The organism is Cecembia rubra (genome assembly GCF_003014575.1).
GTDB lineage: Bacteria > Bacteroidota > Bacteroidia > Cytophagales > Cyclobacteriaceae > Cecembia_A > Cecembia_A rubra.
The window spans coordinates 1-19,243 of record NZ_PYGF01000012.1; the positions used below are offsets into that span (position 1 = coordinate 1).

The window sequence follows — 19,243 nt, forward strand, 5'->3', positions numbered from 1 at the left end:
CTTTTTTCATTTTTGCAATCTGTGTGTTAAAGGTAAGAAATTGTCTGCAAACAGATCGGGTATTCGCCTACCGCGGGTTCCTCAAATTCCCCGTGCGATTTCTTCTAAATCACACAGAGAATTTCGAGGTATAACTTTAACTTCGTAAGTAGTGAAACCAACTTACACAGTTTTTGTCATAGTCCCTAAAAAAAATAACTACTGCTCCTTAGCAATAAATATAAGTGGTTTCATTCTTTATCCTGGCAAGGCCTTTTTTTATTACCACTGCACTGAAAATTATGAAGAGGCAATTCATCTTCTTAAGGACTCAATATATAGCCTTAACAATATTAAAGAACAAGGTTTCCCAGAAATGCTTTTAGGATCTATTGATCAATATATAAACATTTGTCGGGTTCTCATAAAACAGGGTAAAATTTCTGAAGGTTTGGTTGAACTTTCTCGGCTTTTACAGTACTTATTCAAAGCTGAAAGTAATACTAAATTTTGTAATCTTGGAGATTTAAGTTGTATTATAAAATTAGATTTTGATGAAAGAATTGCGATGATAGAATATGCAACTGATGTATTCATTGATAAGTGCTATAAGTCGAAGATTGATTTGGAGGATAAATTAAATTTACTTAAAGAAAATATTGGGCAAGGTTTAAATAATAATCCCTATTTCAACAATTACTATGGAGTTTTGGATTTCATTACTAATGATAGTTTAGACATCAATTTAGCTGACAATCCGGATTTTACGAGTTTGATATTAGACTTATACATTCTTCCTAATACTCTTCAATTTACTTTTTTGTCTAAGGTAAATACCATCTTTCAAGATACTGATATAAATAATTTTTTCATGCAATTTTCAAAGGATAAACTTGGGTTAGGAGTATTATTATCACAGGAAACTCAAACTCACTTTTACCCTGAGTCTCCAATTAGATCTTTATAAAGTTCTTTATAATGAATGCAGATTATGAAATTACCATTTTATCATCAACTAGACTCTTTTGATTGCGGGCCAACATGCCTAAAGATAATTTCAGAATATTACGGAAGAAGGTTAGAATTGGAGGAACTGAGGGAAAAATCATTTATAACTAAAGAAGGTGTCAGCCTTCTAGGTGTTAGTCAAGCAGCTGAAAAAATTGGATTTAGGACTTTGATTGTAAAAACGGATACAGAGACGTTAATAGAGGAGTGTCCACTTCCAGCAATCTTACATTGGAATGAAGATCATTTTATAGTTCTCTATTCAATCAAGAAAAAAAAAGGAAATAAGAACGAATTTATTATCGCAGATCCAGCACATGGAATTTATAGGATCGATGAAAGAACATTCAAAAACTCTTGGTTAGGAAATGATTCAACGAAAGGCATTTGTCTTTTACTTGAACCGAAGTCTAACTTTTATAATATAAAAAAGCCAGATCTTATAATTAGAAAATGGGCAGGTTTACTCCACTATCTTCGCCCGTTTAAAAAGCAAATTATCAGGGTAGCAGTATTTATTTCAGTTTCGACACTAATTGCATTCACGTTTCCTTTCATTACTCAGTACCTTATAGATGAAGGAGTAATGAAAAAAAATTATAACATTGTGATGTTGTTGATAGCTTCTCAATTAATCTTATTTGGTACAAGTAGTACCCTTAACGTCATTAGAAGTAGATTATTAATAAATGTAAATGCTAAAATAAGTCTCCATATTGTTTCCGATTTTTTAAAAAAATTATTGAGTCTTCCAATAAAATTTTTTGATAGTAAATCAGTAGGCGATGTATCGCAAAGAATAGTTGATCACCATCGGATAGAAACGTTTTTAACAGGAGACCTGATAAATTCATTTTTCTCTTTAATTCACATAGTCATTTTATCCATAATTCTTTACTACTATGGCATATTGATTGGAATAATATTCACTATTTTTAGCCTACTTGGAATATTTTGGATTTTCTTATTTCAGAAAAAAAGAAAGCAACTTGATTATATTAGGTTTAATCGAAGTAAAATAACCCAAGAAAAGCTTCACGAATTAATCTATGGAATTCAAGAAATTAAATTATACGGGAACGAAGAAACAAAGCGTTGGGAGTGGGAATATATTCAACAGAAGCTTTATGGACTAAATATAAAGAGTCTTATTTTAGAACAATGGCAACAATCAGGATTCATTTTCATGACTCATTTAAAAAATATTATTATTCTTTATTTTGTTTCATTAAAAGTAATGGAAGATAGTTTAAGCATTGGTATTATGCTTAGTATTTCTTACATAATAGGGCAGACCAATGCGCCTCTGGAACAATTAGTGGATTTCTTTAAGTCTGGTCAAAATGCAAATTTAAGTCTAGAAAGGATGCTTGAAGTTCAGAATAAAGAAAGTGAAAACAATTCCGGGGAAATTGCTGAAAATAAAAAAGACATTTTGTTGAGGAATGGTGAAATAAAATTAGAAAATGTTTCATTTCAATATAATGGTCCAAAATCATCATTTGTGCTAAAGAATTTTGATTTAACAATATATAAGGGAAAGGTTACTGCAATTGTTGGGGCAAGTGGAAGTGGAAAAACCACGTTGCTTAAATTATTGCTTGGGTTCTATGCACCTATTGAGGGAAAGATTACTATTAACGGGTTTACAATCGATGAATTAGGTCCAGCCTGGTGGAGAAGCCAATGTGCAACCGTTATGCAAGAAGGGTATATATTTTATGATACGATTGAGCGAAATATAGCATTTGACGGTAAAGAAATAGACTATAATCGGTTTAATCAGGCGACTGAAATATGTAATTTACACGAATTTGTAGATTTGCTACCTATGGGATTTAAAACAAGAATTGGCACTAATGGAATGGGGCTGAGTGGAGGTCAAAAGCAAAGGATATTAATTGCCAGAGCAATTTATAAAAATCCTTCATTCCTTTTTTTTGATGAAGCCACAAGTAGTTTGGATGCCAATAATGAAAAATCAATTATTTCAAAAATGAAAACTTATTTAAAAGATAAGACCGTCATTATAATTGCACATCGTTTAAGCACAGTGAAAAATGCAGATCAAATCATTGTATTGGATAAAGGAAAAATTAAAGAGTCTGGAACCCATAATCAATTGATAAAAAACAGAAATATATATTATGAATTAGTTAGTAATCAATTAGATATAATATGAATGAGAATTTAATGATATCATTTTGAATATTAGACTAAAGATTTGAAATAAAAATTTATCAAATAGTTTTTGTAAACAAAATAAACTTATACTGACATTTTTTTTAATAAAATTAAACCTTATAAATTCACCAACATCCCTGCCCCCAATGCCGTCCCCAAAGCAAAGTCCGTAGTTTCAATTGCTATACCTGGTAGTTTATCCCTTAGCATCTCCACAAAAATAGGATTGGCATTGAAGCCCCCGTCGATATAGAGTTTTTTGACTGAGGTGCTGCCATTCAGGACCAGGGAAAGGGATGCCACTTGCAGGTCAGTGAGTTCATGGATAAAGCTGTAATAGGCATCTTCGAAATCTGCAAAACCTTTCCAATCGGTTGCTGCTGCCTGCGTCAAGCCATAAACTTCCGGTTTGAGGTATTCAAACCTAAACCGTTTGTGGGTTTTAGATTTGGCTATATCGTAGCGCTCCTTTTCAAAAGATAATGCTTTGTAATAGCCTTTTTCCAGTTGGAAATGCACATAGAGTTTTTCGATTTGCACCTTATGCTCTTCTCCTATAAACAGCCTACTGATTTTGATGGGTCTTCCTTCCTTGCTGAGAAAGTGCAGGCAGTCCTTGCGGAGCTCGTCCAAAGTCAAAGTGGCATCATTAAAAGGATTGATGCTGATTGCCCAGGTACCTGTGGACAATAGGGCAAATGGTTCGGTATTAGTGGTCAGATATGGCAATAATGCGGAGGAAGAATCATGTACTCCCACGCCTATACTCATGCTGTGCTGGTCAAAGGTCTTGGGAAAACTGGTCGTAGTGTCCACCACCTCTGGTAATATTTTGTCTATCCCTTCGGCTTTGACCCAGTGATGATATTCTCCTTTGGCAAAATCCCATAAGCCTGTATGACAGCCTATGCTCGTATATTCTGATACTGCTTTTCCCGTAAAAAGAAATGAAAAGTACTGGGGAAGGTGAAGGCTGCGGTGGATTTTCTTAAAGATTTCCGGTTTGGCGTACTTCAACCAGTACAGCTGCAGACCGGAATTCAACATGCCCAAGGCAGGAGAAGAGGTTTCCTGGCTGAACTTTTCAGCTGGACCGTATTTGGAATAAAACTGTTCTAAAATATTCTCCGGATACTTTTTCAGGTAATTGTACAGGGGTGCGACCGGATTTCCCATTTGGTCAATATGCACAAAAGAAGCCCCGTAGGTGGTGAAATTGAGTTTGACGATAAGAAACTGTGGCAGGTCCAAAGCTTCTTTCAAGGTTTGTCTGACCCATTGGGTCAATGCCTGAATGGATTCACAATCTTCACCGTCTTCATCCTGTATATAATCCAGGCGATGATACACCTTATAGACTTCCTTCAATTCCTGGTCAAAGAGAAAGAACTTCTTATTGGTCTTTCCAATATCAAATATGGCAGTTACTTTGATGGGTTCCATGTTACAATCCGCTGGCTTTACTGTCTTTGCCTCTTTCTTTGATCAGCGTTTCCCTGACTTTCAGTTCCCGATAGCTATGAATGGGGGTAATGGCCCCTCCGCTTTGGCGGATAGATTCTCTTACCAAAGGTCTGATGTCAGTTCTAAATGCCTCCTGTAGGATTTCCTGAGCTAAGGCCACATCATGTGAAGCTTGTGCAGCATGCAGGGCATTTTGATCCACGATCAAAGCTTGGGCATAAGCCAGTTTGATGGCTTCTCCGGATTGCAACAAGTCCTCCAAAGGATCTTTCAGGTTGTGGCTGGCATCAATCATCCAAGCTGGGGCAGGATTGGAAGTTTCTTTGAAACCAGCTACCAGTTCATTGAAAATCAGGAAGAGTTGGTAAGGTTTGATGCTGCCCACAGTCAGGTCATCGTCACCGTATTTGGAGTCGTTAAAGTGAAAGCCTCCCAATTTGCCCTCTGTCATCAAGGTGGCAACAATCTGCTCGATATTGGTATTAGGCAGGTGATGGCCCAGATCTACTAAAGTAAAAGCTTTGTCCCCCAGTTTATTGGCCAACAGAAAGGAAGTGCCCCAATCCTGTATGACCGTGCTATAAAAATAGGGTTCATAAGGTTTGTACTCTACGAGCATTCTCCAATCTGAAGGGAGTTCTTTGTAAATTTCCTGTAAAGACTCATTGGTGTTTTGCAGGGCTTTGCGGAAACTGTGTTGTCCGGGAAAGGATGACCCATCCGCCAACCAAACTGTAAGGGCCTTTGAACCCAGTTTTTCACCAATTCGGATCACTTCTTTGTTATGTTCAATAGCAAGTTCCCGGATGGCTTTGTCATGATTGGCCAGAGAGCCGAATTTATAGGACAGGTTTTGGTCTGCCTGATCCTGAAAGGTGTTGGAATTGACCGCATCAAAACCGATTCCCACATCTGAAGCTGCTTGGAGGATAGCATCATAGTCCTGAGGTATATCCCATGGGATATGGAGGGAAACCGAATCACTGGACCTATTCAGTGCATGAAGGATGCCGATATCCTGTATTTTTTGGATCAGGGTAGTGGGTTCTCCACCTCCCGAAAAACGTCCAAAACGTGTACCTCCAGTGCCCAAAGCCCATGAAGGGATGGCGATCTGGAAGTCTTGCAGCTTTTTGATAAGCTGTTCTACATCAAGGCCTTTTTTCTCCAGATTTTCCGTAAGGAAGTTGAATTCCCTGGCATGGGAGATTTCTCTGGTTTTATTGGTGGATTGGATATGGTCGGTGGTTATTCTCATAATTTCTTTAACACAAAGGCACTGAGGCACAAAGTGGAGTTGGGTTGTTGTTTTTTATGGCCACAAAGGCACGAAGGCACAAAGTGAAATAGGTTATTGTTTTTATAGCCACAAAGGTACGAAGGCACAAAGTGGATTAGGTTATGGTTTTTTATAGCCACAAAGGCACGAAGGCACAAAGTGGATTATGGTTTTTGTTTTTTGCCACAAAGACACCAAGGCACGAAGCGGAGATTATTTTGATGATAATTTAAGGAATAAATGTGAAATAGACCTCTCTTTGTCATTTCGAAGGAAGTGAGAAATCTAATTCTTCTTCAAAGGCGAATAGACCTCTCCTTCGTCCCCGCCTGCAGCGGGCAGGCCCGCCTGAACGGAACGGGCAGGGAGGTGACAAGGCAAACGGCTTAACATTAGCTAACCCATAACTGATATATAGCTAATTGCTTTAACCTTTCTTTGTGTCTTAGTGCCTTTGTGGCTATTACTCTAAGCGCCTTTCCGCCTTCGCGTGAGACTTAAAATGACAAGACAAAGATCTTAGCATTAGCTTGCCTGTTTTCAATGGATAGCTACTGGTAATTATTCTCCCCTTTGTGTCTTAGTGCCTTTGTGGCAATAATCCTATGCGCCTTTACCGCACAAATGCCGCAGCCACGCCCCCATCCACATTCAATATATTCCCCGTGGACTTGGACAGTAAGCCACTGACAAAGGCAAACACCCCATTGGCCAGATCCTTGGTGCTGATGATTTCATTCATCAAGGTTCGCTTGGCGTAGTAAGCCGGCAATTCCTCTACGGTTACGCCATATGCTTTTGCCCGGCCTTCAGCCCATTTGCCTTCCCATATTTTAGAACCTTCAATCACCGCATCAGGGTTGACCACATTGACCCGGATTTTATCAGGACCGAGTTCTGCAGCCAGTAACCTGGACATGTGGATCTGGGCAGCTTTGGCTGTGCCATAGCCCACATTGTTTGGTCCGGAAACCAATGCATTTTTAGAAGCAATATTGATGATGTCTCCACCCAATCCTTGGGCTCTCATGACGGCCACTCCGGCTTGGGAAACTTTGAACTGACCCTTGACCAGGACATCATTGAGCAAATCCCAGTCAGCCTCTGTTGTGTCGGCCAAAGATTTGCTGATGGCCAATCCGGCGCAGTTGACGATGATGTCAACTCCGCCGAAGGCCAAACAGGCTTCCTTATAGGCTTGAGCAATCGTATCATTGTCCAGCACATCGAGTTTGACGGCGATGGCGGCATCTTTTCCAAAATCTTTTCTGGCATTGGTCAGACGATCCTCGTCTATATCAGAAATCACTACGCAGGCACCCTCTGCCGCGAATTTATCCGCGATGGCCTTACCAATTCCTCCCGCACTTCCGGTGATCAAAGCCACTTTTCTGGAAAGGGCTTTTTCTTTGGGCATGCGTTGGAGTTTGGCTTCTTCGAGCAACCAATACTCAATATCAAAAGCTTCCTGAAGCGGTAAAGAGACATATTCCGATACAGCCTCTGCTCCCCGCATCACGTTGATTGCGTTGATATAAAATTCAGAAGCTACACGAGAAGTCTGCTTATCCTTGGCATAGGAAAACATTCCCACTCCAGGCCAAAGGATAATCACCGGGTTCGGGTCACGTATAGCAGGACTGTTGGAGCGTTTGTGTTTTTCGTAATAGCCTTTGTATCCTTCCCTGTATTGGGCAAAAAGCTTTTCTATATGGCCTTTCAAAGCAGCTAGGTCAGATAAATCCTGATCGGCAGTTAAATCCAATACCAATGGGGCAATTTTGGTCCTTAGAAAGTGGTCAGGGCAAGAGGTACCCAATGGTGCCAGTTTTTCCAGATCATGGGAATTGATAAACTGCAGCACAGTCTCAGAATCATTGAAAGTGCCCACCATGCGGTTATAGCTGGAAGCCAATCCGCGCAATAAGGGAGCTATTTTGGCTGCCTGATCTTTCCTTTGATCCGGTTCCAGCGCTTTTATTTTCTCACCCCCGAACACAGGTCTCTTTTTGCCGTAATTGGCTTCGAGGTAAGCGGAAGCTTTTTCGATCACCTCCAAGCTGTTGATATAGCATTCATAAGCAGTATCTCCCCAGGTGAAAAGCCCATGTCCGCCCAGCATGATGCCTCGGATACCCGGATTGGCCTCCAATGCATCTCTCAATTGCAATCCCAGATCAAAGCCTGGTCTTTGCCAAGGCACCCAGGCAATCTGTCCTTCAAAAAGTTCTTGCGTGATTTTCTCTCCATCTTTGGATGCCGCGATGGCAATGGCTGCATCGGGATGCAGGTGATCGATATGTTTGAAGGGTAAAAAGGCATGTAAAGGCGTATCAATAGAAGGGGCCTTGGAGTCCAGGTCGTAGATGCAGTGGTTGAAAAGTCCTACCATCTCATCTTCATGCTCAATCCCCCGGTAAATTCCTTCCAGAGCGCGCAGCTTGTCCACATAGAGCCCGGCTAAACCGGCTTTGGTAAGGGTTCCTATATCTCCGCCGGAACCTTTTACCCACATGACTTCCACCTCTTTTCCGGTCAGGGGGTCTTTTTCTATAGTTTTACAGGATGTATTTCCTCCTCCGTAATTGGTGATTCTTAAGTCAGCGCCCAAAATATTGGATCGATATATCAATAAAGCAACTTCGTCATTGCCCAAGGCTGCGGCATTTTCATCGTCCCATAGATAGGACACGTGGTTAAAGGTTTCTTGTGTATTCTTCATGAGTTGTATAGGGAATCAAATTTCAAGTTTCAATCAAATATACCTTTCTCAATAAGATCTCCTATCCTGTACTATACTGATTTGCTCTTTACAACATTCCATTTGTTTAAATTGTATTTTGTGCCAATCTTAGCCTTTCCCAAACCCAGAAAAATATGCAGCTTGACTTAGACATTGACGAAAGCTCAAGTATTCCAAAATACATTCAAATTGTAAAGGCAATCAAAGGAATGATTGTCAGTGGCGTATTAAATTATGGGGATAAGATTCCCTCAATCAATAACCTGAGTGCGGATTATTATTTATCGAGGGATACGGTAGAAAAGGCTTATTCCATTCTCAAAAAACAGGGCATTATAGAATCTGTACGGGGAAAAGGCTATTACATTTGCCATCATTCCAATTTATCAAAATACAAAATCCTCCTGCTTTTTAATAAATTAAGTGCCTATAAAAAGGAGATCTTCAATTCGTTCCTTATAGCCATGGAAGACCGAGCGGATATTTTTTTCCATATCCATCATTGTGAGTATGATTTATTGAAAAAAATTCTTGAACAAAGGAAAGAGGAGTATGATTTTTTTGTTATCATGCCCCATTTCAAAAAAGATTGTGAGCCCAAAGCCATCGATCTGATCAATTCCCTACCGAAAGAAAAGTTGATTCTATTGGACAATAATTTTGATGAAATTAGGGGTTGTTTCGGTAGTGTTTTTCAGGATTTCAAGCAGGATATTTATAATGCGTTGAAACAACTCCATTCCAAATTGTTGAAATATGAAAAATTGATTTTGGTATTTCCTTTTCATTCTAATTATCCCTATCCTGAAAATATTCTCTTGGGATTTAAAAAGTATGCTGTGGAGGCAGGTTTGGAATATAAAATCATTTCAGAAGTAGATGCGTCCCTTACCATTCAGGATAAAGAAGCCTATATTATTATCGAAGAAAATGACCTGGTTAACCTCATCAAGATTGCCCGGCGTAGCAAAGGATTGAAAATCGGAAAAAACATCGGGGTCTTGTCCTACAATGAAACACCTCTCAAAGAAGTATTGGAAAAAGGGATTACCGTGATCAGTACGGATTTTGCAAAAATGGGCAAACTGACCGCTGAAATGATTTTAACGAGGCAGGGCAAGCAAATCAAAAATGATTTTAAGGTAATTGAAAGGGAGTCTTTGTAGCATTTACTAGAAAATTATAACAGATAATTGTTTAAAAATTAAACACTTTTTAATTAATTTCAGTATACTTTATGAAATATGTTTGAATTTGATATCCAAAAAAGCAAAGCCAACAAAATTAAGCACGGGATAGACTTTGATGAGGCAAAAAGTCTATGGAAAGATCCAAACAGAACGATAATTGAGGCAAAAACAGTAGATGAGAAGCGTTACTTATTGATTGCTAAACTAGAAGTTGCTATTTGGACTGCGGTCTTTACTTACCGAAATGATTTAGTAAGAATAATATCAGTTAGAAAATCTAGAGAAAATGAAAAAGCGATCTATTACAGCAGCTGAATTTGATGAGAAATTTGAAAAAGGAGAAGATATAACTTCGTACCTTAAACTCGATAAAGTTATCAAGCCTGGGCTAAAAGCAAGGAGAGTAAGTGTTGATTTTCCTGAATGGATGGTCGATGACTTAGATCGAGAAGCTCAAAAATTAGGGATAACGCGTCAAAGTCTTATCAAAGTTTTTATCTCAGAAAAACTAAAGGAAGTTCAATAAATAATATTGGTGCTTTTCAATTTTAAACCTGCCATGTTTTCAGTTTCCAATCCAATTAGCATGGAAATTGGCATGCTGAAACTTGGCAGGTTTCTTTTATTTTATATTTCGTGGAGGACATTTTTCTACTATATTTCCACATTATTTCAATGTCCTTATCTCAACTTTTCATTTAACCCGAATTATGCATTAGGGTTCGTAGTGAGAGGTTAAAACACAAAAGAATCAAGCATTTAGCGAATGAAGCATAGTCATCTCTATGTTGAACGAGCTAAATGCAGTGAAACGATTGATTATGTCCGCCGCGGCGGATGACCTCGTAATAGAAATTCTAATGCATATTTCGGGTTCAAACGTTTATTAATGTAGGCAAAATTATCCTTTCCAGGTAACCCCGGTATCCTTCCAACTTTTAGATGCTGCGGAATCGAGTACTGCCTGACAGACTTTTTGGGTTTCATAGGCATCCTGAAAGGTTGGTGCGCAAGGTTCACCTGTCTGAAGACTCAGGAAAAAGTCCGCAGCCTGATGGATAAAGGAATGCTCATAACCGATGGAAGTTCCGGGAATCCACCACCTGTTCATATAAGGTTGTTCACCTTCTGTTATATGGACTTTTCTCCAACCCCTTATTCTTGATTCGTCTTTGTGATCGAAGATTTCCAGCCAGTTCATGTCATGAAGGTCCCAACGGATAGAGGCATGTTCACCATTGATTTCAAAGGTGTATAAAGCCTTATGCCCCCGTGCATACCTTGTAGCTTCGAAAAGTCCCAAAGAACCATTGTCAAAATGACAATGAAATACGCAGGCGTCATCAATACCTACTTTTTGGACCTTTCCACTTCCTTGATGGACCCGTTCTTTGATAAATGTTTCTGTCATCGCAGAAACATCCTTGATACCTCCGTTCAGCCACATGGCAGTATCAATGCAATGGGCCAGCAGATCACCCGTTACCCCCGATCCTGCTGCATCCACATCCAATCTCCAAAGGGCATCCCCACCTTGTGGCAGCTCGGGATTAATGGTCCAATCCTGCAGGAAATTGGCCCTGTAATGGAAAATCTTACCCAGTTTTCCTGAATCCACCAATTGTTTGGCTAAGGTCACTGCGGGTACCCTGCGGTAGTTGTACCAAACGGTATTTTTTACCCCGGCTTCTTCCACCGCTTTGACCATGGCTTCGCCTTCTTCCAAAGTTCTGGAAAGGGGTTTTTCACAAAGTATCATCTTTCCTGCTTTGGCTGCTGCTATGGCAATTTCCGCATGGGTATCATTTGGTGTACAGATATCCACTGCATCAATATCATCCCGTGCGATGAGTTTTTTCCATTCTGTTTCATAAGAAACATAACCCCATTGCTCTGCGAAGGCCTTGACTTTGTCTTCCCTTCTGGCACAGACCACCTGTAGTACAGGCATGTATTCAAATTCGGAAAAGAAGTCCGGTATTCTTTTATAGGCATTGGTATGGATCCTGCCCATTAATCCCGTACCTATCAATCCTATTCGTATTGGTTTTTTATTGCTCATTTTTTTTAGATTTTAGATGTGAGACATAAGATTTGAGACCAAAAAAGTGTTTTCCTTTAGTCTCTCATCTTGTTTCTTGCTTCTTGTTTCTTGTTTCTATAATCTTAACTATTCCATCCATGCGCTTCCCTAACTTTTATCAAGGCTGCGAGGATGTCATTCCAGGTTTGTTGCTTTTCCATGACAGCATTGGGGAACATGCAGCCATCCCAACAAATGTGTTGCATGGCTTTGGTAAGATTCCCATTTTCATCCCTCAACCAATAACCGGCATCGTGGGTAATGTCGAGCAAGCCATTGGGATCTGTGGCCTGGCAGTGGCGGCCTGTTTTGTCATGAGAGCCCGAACCAAAAACAGTTCCGTCATTCTGGGCGACATGAAAATCTATGGTCCATGGACGGAGCGCATCAGTTACTGTTTTTAAAGCAGATTTGATGGCTTCCCGATCATTTTTGTCAAAATCAGCCGGAAGAATTCTATGTTCAGGCGCATTATATCCAAGGGTATACAAAAAGGTATGGGACATGTCTGCCTGGAAGCCAATGTTTTTCCTGTCCACCATTTCCAATAGCTCCACCATGTGTTTCCAGCTGTGCATACCTCCCCAACAGATTTCCCCCTCTGCTGCCAATCGCTCTCCATAATCGGCAGCAACATCACAGGCTTCACGGAAAGTCTGTGCTATCAGTTTGCTATTGCCTTTAGGATCCTTTGCCCAGTCAGAAACTCCGGATGCCGAATCAATCCGCACCACGCCATAGTGCCTAACCCCCAGTTCATTCAGCCGCTTGGCAATGGCACAAGACTTCTTGACCATTTCCACAAAAGTCTTTATTTGATCCGTACTTCCCATGGCTGATCCTGCCCAAATGGGCGCAACCAGTGAGCCGATATTGAGCTTGTGCTTGGAAACTTTATCCGCCAATTTTTTGATGTCATCATCCGACATGTCAATGTTGAGATGGGGATCCAGTAAGCCGATATCGACGCCGTCAAATTTTACTCCGTCTACTTCTGCAGCAGCCGTCATTTCCAATAAAGTATCAAAAGGGATGACAGGTTCTGAATCAGGACCTTTGCCCACTATGCCTGGCCAGGTCGCATTATGGATTTTGGGATAATTGTTTTGTGACATGGTTATTTTGGTATTATGATAATTGAGTTTTTGGGTATTGGTTATTAGTTGATTTAGTTATTGGTTAAATGGTCAAGGGACGCTGTTTTGATATTGGGATATTAAGATATTTGATATTGGTGCTGAAATTGACCTTAAATCCCAAGGACAGCAAAACGCCTCGATCTCTCTGTTCTTGTCTCTAGTCTAATATCTCGCATCTAAATTCTCGTCTCTATCATTCTACTTTCAGATCCGGGTTATTCGGGCCAAAGTGCTTCAGCATCACAATAGGGTCTGTTTTGGAAGGATTGCTGATCCTGACACCTGCTTTGGCAGCCTTTTCAGAAACAAAGTATTCATCATGGGTGAGTTGCCCATATCGGATCAATGCCGGGGTTTCTACATCCCATACTCCCATTTTCCCATGTCCCTGCATCATGATCATCCCATAGGCAGCATTGTCTGTAATGGTGACGGTCTGACCGGGCAATACCGTAAGTTCTTTAGCGCTGTAATCATGTGAACGGTAACAGATCCATTTTTCTTCAAATCCTTGGGACTCCATCCAAGCCTGATCATAAACCGGCTTGGGAAGCATGAAATGGTTGTCAAGGATATTTGGATTGGTATTCAGTTCCCAATCGATAACCTCTACCAAGAGGTCATAATCCCCGACTCTGTCCTTGGGTGTACCATTCCAGAGCAATTCTTCAGGAATAATCGCCTCATTGACCAAGGACTGGTACATGGCGAAAATATCCGAAGCCTTCTGTGGTTCGTAGGTACAAAGGCTACCTGGGGCATGCAGCATACCTGGAGGCACATCCCATCCGGTACCTGGCTCCAACTTAAAGGCTTGTGAATAATTGGTAATCTTATTGTCTCCTTTATTGAAATTCATCAAACATTCTTTGATCTGCGCTTTGGTGGTGCCAGGCGCAATCCCAAAAAAGGTATATGGAAAGTCTCCTCCATGATTGTTGAGCTGCGGAGGAAAGTAGTAGGCTTCTGGTTTCCCCTTCTGACCTGTCATAGCAGCATATTCATCGTTGTGGTGAATGTGGTGTGGCAGGGGGCCCATATTGTCAAAAAATTTGGAGTACATGGGCCAGCTTTTGTGTTCTTCCCAAATCCTTTCCCCGATGATTTCCCCTTTCAGTTCATCAATAGCGTCTTTCAATAAAAAGAGCTTTTCATCAGCTCCATCCTTATAAACAATATGGCTCAAGCCTTCATTTTTGCCGGTCAATAAACCGTTTTGTGCAGGAGTAGTGGAAGAAAGCCATCTTTCATCGATACCCCCTCTCACTCCGCCTAAGACATAATAATCATCGGGATGCAGTTTTATCCTTCTGCCTGGAACACAAAAAGATCGTGGTACCCAGGTCGGTGTCAATCGGAGAATTCCCTCCCCTTGTTCTAGTGCTTTTTTAGCCAAACTCATGATAATGCGGGTTATTTTGGTTAATGGTTATTGATTTTTAATAAATTTTCCAGATCATCCATTTCTGTAATGACCTTTAATTCAAGATCGTAGTTTCTTTTTTCCCCAGGGGCCAACTCAATCAAAGTACCCTCAGTTCTGGCTTTTGCCTGCCCAATTGGAGGATTGGTCGCAGGTTCCAAAGCGGTAACATACTCCCCTTTGCCCCAATGCTGCCAATTGATCAGCCATGGTAATTGAAGGGTATTGAACTTTATGGACAATCCCAGACTCAACTTTTCATTAATAAAACCACAAATGGCTGTGCCATTTGCCTCCCCATGAGGCTTGATAAAAGCCACATCTTCCCCAAATCCTGCATGTGCATCCATGGGATCAGGACATGTTTTAAAATTATTGGAAGCGTTGAAAATCCTATTGTTTGGATCTTTATCCATGGACTCCCATTGGCCTTTCCAAATAATTTCTGTGCCTTTATCAATCAAAGGATAGCCACAATTGATATGATACAATAGCATATGTGGGGCAGGAGTATTGCCTACATTGGTGACTTCATCATGAACCTTTAGGTAGTTTTCTCCAAGCGTTCCGGAAATGGTTCTTTTCAATTCCAGTTGAGGACCAAACGTGGTGGTCTCCCTGATAAGTCCTGTCATGCCCAAATTTAGGTCACCATTCCTAACATCTGGTTGCTTGACAGAAATAAGCTCCGCCGCAAGGTTACTGTGATTTCCATGAAGACCTCTTGTTCCATTTTGATCAGACTCAGGACCACCAATATGGGAGAGGCCACAAGTAGTTAATAATCCACCGGCAAAGGTTCTCAGCCAATCAATGCCTTGATTGGAAAAAGGCTGGGGATGCAACACTCCAGCATGGCTGATCCATGCCAAGCTGCTGGCATTGAAAAAGGCATCTACGATGTCCATTCCTCGGTCCAGGACGATTTTGTACCGTAATCCCCCGCCAGTATTCACCCAAGCGATCCTTACTCCTTTGCCAGGTCCATTATCCAATACAGAAGTCTCGATTCCACCCAACTGGCAAGGGTTTGAGATTTTATTCTTGGAAAAATAGATCAAAGGATTGGAGGAGTTTTCCATAGTTTATTTCTCTTTGATGTAAATGTTCTTAAAAGCTACTTGCATGGGTGGGCCTACATGAACCTGAAATCCTAAGAAACCCTCAAAACTTCGGTTGACAAGGTCTTCATCCACTACTTCACTCATCAAAATACCATTGACAAAATGTTGTAGGTGATTGCCTTTGATCACCAAGTGCATTTGATTCCAATCTTCTGCTTTGATTAGGTTTTTCAATGAATCACGGTCTCCCAGTTCTTTGGTGAGTTCAAGACCACGCCACGCATTTCTTTCCACAAAGTCCCTGATTTCACCAGGAGGATCTTGGGGATTGATTTTGGTTTGCTGCCCTCGGTAAGCCAAGGTAGTTCTTTTCCTCTCCTCATAATTCTGTCCTGTATAGGTGTTTTTACCGTCTATATCCGCCTGATAGCCCCTCAATGCAAAAGGAATATCCTCCAACCTTTCACTTCTGTAATTGATTCCGGAATTACCATTTTCCGTGATTTTAAAATCTACTTTTAATTCGAAATCCCTTGGTTCTCCTCCTTTCCAAATTAAAAAGGTATTGGATTTCAAATCTGTTTCAGCAGTTAATTCACCGATAAGCAATCCATCCTCTACCCTCCAAATGTCCGGATCCCCTTCCCAGCCTTCCATACTTTGGCTATCAAAAATGGATATAAAGCCATCATCATCTTCCTCCTTACCAGATGCAGAAGTTTTCTCTTGTCTACAAGCGGTAAAGCTGATTATTACAAGAATGAACAGGTACTTTAAATAGCTAAAATCTTTCATAGTCTGTTTTTTATAAATCAAGTACCAATAACATAATCAAACGTCACACTGACTGAAGCGAAAGCCTGCCCCGATCCTTTCGGGGGGTCTATTATCATATGGGAGATTCTTCGACTCCGCAAGCTCCGCTCAGCATGATGTTTCAATCGCTGTCATTTCCTTTTCTGTATATTTTCCAAAATGTTAAAATCTCATAATGACTATTGATATACTTCATGGTTTGGATTGCCACCTGAAATCAAATAAGCCATCAAGTCTTTTAATTCCTCTTCATTCAGCCGGTTGATCAATCCGGGCATCATTACTGAAATTTCTGAAAGTTTTTTCCTTGTAACCTCTTTCTTGGGGATTTCCCTGATGTTTTGAGAGTCAAAGGGGTTTTGGGAAATGTAGTATTTTTCTTTGTCCTCGGAGGTCAACTTGCCCAAAACTGAACTCCCGTCAGACAGGTAGAAAATAGTGGCAGCATATTGGTCACTGATGACCGCATTGGGATTGATGGTGGATTCCAAAATATCTTTAGGAGAAAAGCGTGTGCCCAATTGGGTAAGGTCTGGTCCTACCACACCACCCTCACCTTGCATGGTATGACAGGATTGACAAAGGGTGGCTGCATACATGGCTTTGCCTCTGACCAGGTCTCGGCCTTTCAGATCATCCATTAGGGCCAAAGCTTCATCCACTTTCCAGTTTCTGCCGGGCCCCTGTGGCTGAATTGCTGAAACCACAAGATCGTTACCACTGCCAGTCAGTAGGGCGGCTCCTGACATCTCATTGTAATGGTCAAAATCAGCAGGGCTGACTTTACTCAAAGCCATTTTTCTGGCCCTGTCTATAAAGCCTACATAACTTCTGCCTCCTTTGTATTGGAAGGCATCATGGATCCAAGTGAAATAAGCCTCTCTCAATTCTGGAGTCCATCCCACTTTGGCAGCACCCAAAACAGTGGCATAATAAGATTGTTGGGCAGGGGGCACATTGGCCAGCATATCCGCAATGTCAAGGCCGTACTGTGGGTTTCTTAAAATCAGGTCTGAGGAAGAAGTAAATGTTTTTTGGTAGTCAAGATCGTCCTTTGCTACCCTGAGTTGGGCCACTATTTTCTCCACCGCCTCAGGTGCTTCTATATGCACCAAAACTTTACTGAGCGACCTGTCAAGGTTATTGTTGCCAGATGGAAACTTAGGGGTCAGGATTGTAGCTAACTGAGACTTCATTGCATTGGAGGGCATGCCTTGTCTGAACAAGCTCAATTCAAGGGCTCTGAGCATATTCAGCTGATCAGAAGAGGATAATTGTTCGAAATCTAAGGCCATAAGTGCTTCCAAAATCCTGTTTTGAAGTTTTTTGTCTCCTTGACGGATAAGGGCAATCATGGATTGGATCAAGGTGCTTGGATCTTTTTCACTCAAAGCCTTTTCCTGCCATTCACTGACGGGTTGGTGCTCTATGGCAATGCGTGCTGCATATTGGATAAACCTATCCCCATCTTTTAAATAGGGCCAAGCTGTCTCAATTGCTTCTGCTTTTGGTCCACCGCTGTGATAGGCTTCCAACATCCTTCTGGTTTGATGTGCTTCAGGTAAAGCAGGGGGAGATGTCTTGATTGAGCCCGAATCATCTACTTTTCCTGTATAATACACCCGGTAGACATCTGATTCCAATCTCCTGCCACCTGTCATAAAATACATGGCACCATCAGGGCCTATGGCTCCGTCTGTAAGCGGAAGGGGAGAACCAGAAATAAATTCCTCTGCAGTGGCGGAATAAGTAGCTCCTGAGGGTTCCAGGAAAACGGCATAAATGATACCAAAACTCCAGTCAAAAGCAAAAAGGGCTTTCCTGTACTTTTCCGGGAAATTTGATCCTGTACCAAACATCACATTGGTAGGCGAACCCTGCCCAATGTTTAAAGTGGCAGGCAAATTATCAGGGTATTCGGGAGACCACTTTTGATTTCCTGTTCTCCATCCAAATTCACTGCCACTGGTGACATGGCAAATACGGGTGGGTCTGTACCAAGGCATTCCAAAATCCCATTCCATATCCGAATCATAGGTAAATAGGTCACCTGCTTCATTGAAGGCGATGTCATAAGCATTTCTAAAGCCTGCACTGATCAATTCCCAGTTTTTTCCATCCGGATCAATTTTGGCAATCCAACCTCCAGGCGCCATCCGGTTGTTGGCATGTCCCCTTGGGTCCTTGATCACAGGAAAAAGATTGTCCTCATCCCAAACTTTGGGAAGCCGGTAAGCATCCATTTCAGGAACATCCACATGATTGCCGGCAACCAGATAGATAGATTGTCCATCAGGAAATACAACCATACTGTGCGGGCCATGTTCACCTGGTTCACCCTCCAAAGATTTTATCAAAGTGATTTTGTCATATTGGTCATCACCATTGCTGTCCTGAAGGCGATAAAGTCCAGTTCCTTTATCAAAAGCATCATTGGCATTGTGGTTTACCATTACATAAAGACTGTTGAAGGCGTACAAAACTCCTTGAGCGTAACCCATCCCCAACTTGTTTTCATCCGTTCCTACTTTGAGTTTTTCGACTTTTGGACTCAGGTCTTCTGCACCGATGGCCGGGATTTCAAGCCGGTATAGTGCGCCATACTGATCAGTTGCAATCATCCGCCCTTTATGATCAAAAGTTACCCCTACCCAGGAACCCTGTTCGTTTTCTCCCGGACTGTAAATGTGTTCAGCCTTAAATCCCGAAGGAAGTTTAAGTTTAGCCAACTTTGGGTCAAGGGGAGCAGCATCTTCTTCCTTTTTTCCGCAGGAAAAAAGAACTCCTAAAGTGAGCAGTAGCGTGATGGATTTTAAAATTGAACTTTTTGTTAACATAGGGATTGGTCTTTGGGGTATTATTAAGTTTTTA

General features: G+C 41.1%; 14 protein-coding genes. 5 read left to right on the plus strand and 9 right to left on the minus strand.

What is annotated here, in order from left to right; translation table 11 throughout:
- Positions 1 to 151 precede the first annotated feature (151 nt).
- Together CLV48_RS17025 and CLV48_RS17030 are read left to right on the plus strand one after the other, a co-directional pair.
- Positions 152 to 946: a hypothetical protein gene (locus CLV48_RS17025; protein WP_106568500.1), complete on the plus strand. Its 795-nt coding sequence runs from the start codon at positions 152 to 154 to the stop codon at positions 944 to 946.
- 24 nt (positions 947 to 970) lie between these two features.
- Entirely contained in the window at positions 971 to 3,169 is a 2,199-nt protein-coding gene (locus tag CLV48_RS17030; RefSeq protein WP_106568591.1) for a peptidase domain-containing ABC transporter, read from the plus strand.
- A gap of 119 nt (positions 3,170 to 3,288) precedes the next feature.
- On the opposite strand, the gene CLV48_RS17035 is transcribed toward CLV48_RS17030, so the two are convergent.
- The 3 genes from CLV48_RS17035 to CLV48_RS17045 form a co-directional block, all read right to left on the minus strand.
- Positions 3,289 to 4,614, minus strand: coding sequence for an FGGY-family carbohydrate kinase (locus CLV48_RS17035; protein WP_106568501.1), 1,326 nt, complete (start codon positions 4,612 to 4,614; stop codon positions 3,289 to 3,291).
- Position 4,615: 1 nt separating this feature from the next.
- Complete coding sequence (locus CLV48_RS17040) at positions 4,616 to 5,893, minus strand: sugar isomerase (RefSeq protein WP_106568502.1); 1,278 nt, start codon at positions 5,891 to 5,893, stop codon at positions 4,616 to 4,618.
- Between the two features lie 634 nt (positions 5,894 to 6,527).
- Positions 6,528 to 8,636 carry a bifunctional aldolase/short-chain dehydrogenase gene (locus tag CLV48_RS17045; protein WP_106568503.1) on the minus strand — a complete coding sequence of 703 codons (2,109 nt, stop codon included), beginning with the start codon at positions 8,634 to 8,636 and terminating at the stop codon, positions 6,528 to 6,530.
- A gap of 155 nt (positions 8,637 to 8,791) precedes the next feature.
- On the opposite strand from CLV48_RS17045, the gene CLV48_RS17050 reads away from it, so the two are divergent.
- The 3 genes from CLV48_RS17050 (at position 8,792) to brnA (ending at position 10,373) form a co-directional block, all read left to right on the plus strand.
- Positions 8,792 to 9,823 (plus strand): GntR family transcriptional regulator, encoded by a 1,032-nt coding sequence (locus tag CLV48_RS17050; protein WP_106568504.1) that lies wholly within the window; start codon positions 8,792 to 8,794, stop codon positions 9,821 to 9,823.
- 78 nt (positions 9,824 to 9,901) lie between these two features.
- The gene (locus CLV48_RS17055) at positions 9,902 to 10,162 is read left to right on the plus strand and encodes a BrnT family toxin (protein ID WP_106568505.1); all 261 of its coding nucleotides are present in this window, start codon (positions 9,902 to 9,904) and stop codon (positions 10,160 to 10,162) included.
- On the plus strand, positions 10,134 to 10,373 hold the full coding sequence (gene brnA, locus CLV48_RS17060; RefSeq protein WP_211299966.1) for a type II toxin-antitoxin system BrnA family antitoxin: 240 nt from the start codon (positions 10,134 to 10,136) through the stop codon (positions 10,371 to 10,373). Before CLV48_RS17055 ends, brnA begins: the two co-directional genes overlap by 29 nt.
- Positions 10,374 to 10,748: 375 nt before the next feature.
- On the opposite strand, the gene CLV48_RS17065 is transcribed toward brnA, so the two are convergent.
- The 6 genes from CLV48_RS17065 to CLV48_RS17090 all read right to left on the minus strand — a co-directional run bounded on the left by CLV48_RS17065 (position 10,749) and on the right by CLV48_RS17090 (position 19,209).
- On the minus strand, positions 10,749 to 11,909 hold the full coding sequence (locus CLV48_RS17065) for a Gfo/Idh/MocA family protein (RefSeq protein WP_106568506.1): 1,161 nt from the start codon (positions 11,907 to 11,909) through the stop codon (positions 10,749 to 10,751).
- 104 nt (positions 11,910 to 12,013) lie between these two features.
- Positions 12,014 to 13,045, minus strand: coding sequence for a TIM barrel protein (locus CLV48_RS17070; RefSeq protein ID WP_106568507.1), 1,032 nt, complete (start codon positions 13,043 to 13,045; stop codon positions 12,014 to 12,016).
- 217 nt (positions 13,046 to 13,262) lie between these two features.
- A complete protein-coding gene (locus CLV48_RS17075; protein WP_106568508.1) occupies positions 13,263 to 14,471 on the minus strand; it encodes a cupin domain-containing protein in 1,209 nt (402 codons plus the stop codon).
- 20 nt (positions 14,472 to 14,491) lie between these two features.
- Positions 14,492 to 15,574: an aldose 1-epimerase family protein gene (locus CLV48_RS17080; RefSeq protein WP_106568509.1), complete on the minus strand. Its 1,083-nt coding sequence runs from the start codon at positions 15,572 to 15,574 to the stop codon at positions 14,492 to 14,494.
- A gap of 3 nt (positions 15,575 to 15,577) precedes the next feature.
- Positions 15,578 to 16,351 (minus strand): 3-keto-disaccharide hydrolase, encoded by a 774-nt coding sequence (locus CLV48_RS17085; RefSeq protein WP_106568510.1) that lies wholly within the window; start codon positions 16,349 to 16,351, stop codon positions 15,578 to 15,580.
- Between the two features lie 200 nt (positions 16,352 to 16,551).
- Positions 16,552 to 19,209 carry a c-type cytochrome gene (locus CLV48_RS17090; protein WP_106568511.1) on the minus strand — a complete coding sequence of 886 codons (2,658 nt, stop codon included), beginning with the start codon at positions 19,207 to 19,209 and terminating at the stop codon, positions 16,552 to 16,554.
- Between the last annotated feature and the right edge of the window lie 34 nt (positions 19,210 to 19,243).

Excerpts from the sequence above, each read along its gene's own strand:
- CLV48_RS17030 (WP_106568591.1), top strand. The coding sequence starts at position 971 with ATGAAATTACCATTTTATCATCAACTAGACTCTTTTGATTGCGGGCCA.
- CLV48_RS17035 (WP_106568501.1), bottom strand. The coding sequence starts at position 4,614 with ATGGAACCCATCAAAGTAACTGCCATATTTGATATTGGAAAGACCAAT.
- CLV48_RS17040 (WP_106568502.1), bottom strand. The coding sequence starts at position 5,893 with ATGAGAATAACCACCGACCATATCCAATCCACCAATAAAACCAGAGAA.
- CLV48_RS17045 (WP_106568503.1), bottom strand. The coding sequence starts at position 8,636 with ATGAAGAATACACAAGAAACCTTTAACCACGTGTCCTATCTATGGGAC.
- CLV48_RS17050 (WP_106568504.1), top strand. The coding sequence starts at position 8,792 with ATGCAGCTTGACTTAGACATTGACGAAAGCTCAAGTATTCCAAAATAC.
- CLV48_RS17055 (WP_106568505.1), top strand. The coding sequence starts at position 9,902 with ATGTTTGAATTTGATATCCAAAAAAGCAAAGCCAACAAAATTAAGCAC.
- brnA (WP_211299966.1), top strand. The coding sequence starts at position 10,134 with ATGAAAAAGCGATCTATTACAGCAGCTGAATTTGATGAGAAATTTGAA.
- CLV48_RS17065 (WP_106568506.1), bottom strand. The coding sequence starts at position 11,909 with ATGAGCAATAAAAAACCAATACGAATAGGATTGATAGGTACGGGATTA.
- CLV48_RS17070 (WP_106568507.1), bottom strand. The coding sequence starts at position 13,045 with ATGTCACAAAACAATTATCCCAAAATCCATAATGCGACCTGGCCAGGC.
- CLV48_RS17075 (WP_106568508.1), bottom strand. The coding sequence starts at position 14,471 with ATGAGTTTGGCTAAAAAAGCACTAGAACAAGGGGAGGGAATTCTCCGA.
- CLV48_RS17080 (WP_106568509.1), bottom strand. The coding sequence starts at position 15,574 with ATGGAAAACTCCTCCAATCCTTTGATCTATTTTTCCAAGAATAAAATC.
- CLV48_RS17085 (WP_106568510.1), bottom strand. The coding sequence starts at position 16,351 with ATGAAAGATTTTAGCTATTTAAAGTACCTGTTCATTCTTGTAATAATC.
- CLV48_RS17090 (WP_106568511.1), bottom strand. The coding sequence starts at position 19,209 with ATGTTAACAAAAAGTTCAATTTTAAAATCCATCACGCTACTGCTCACT.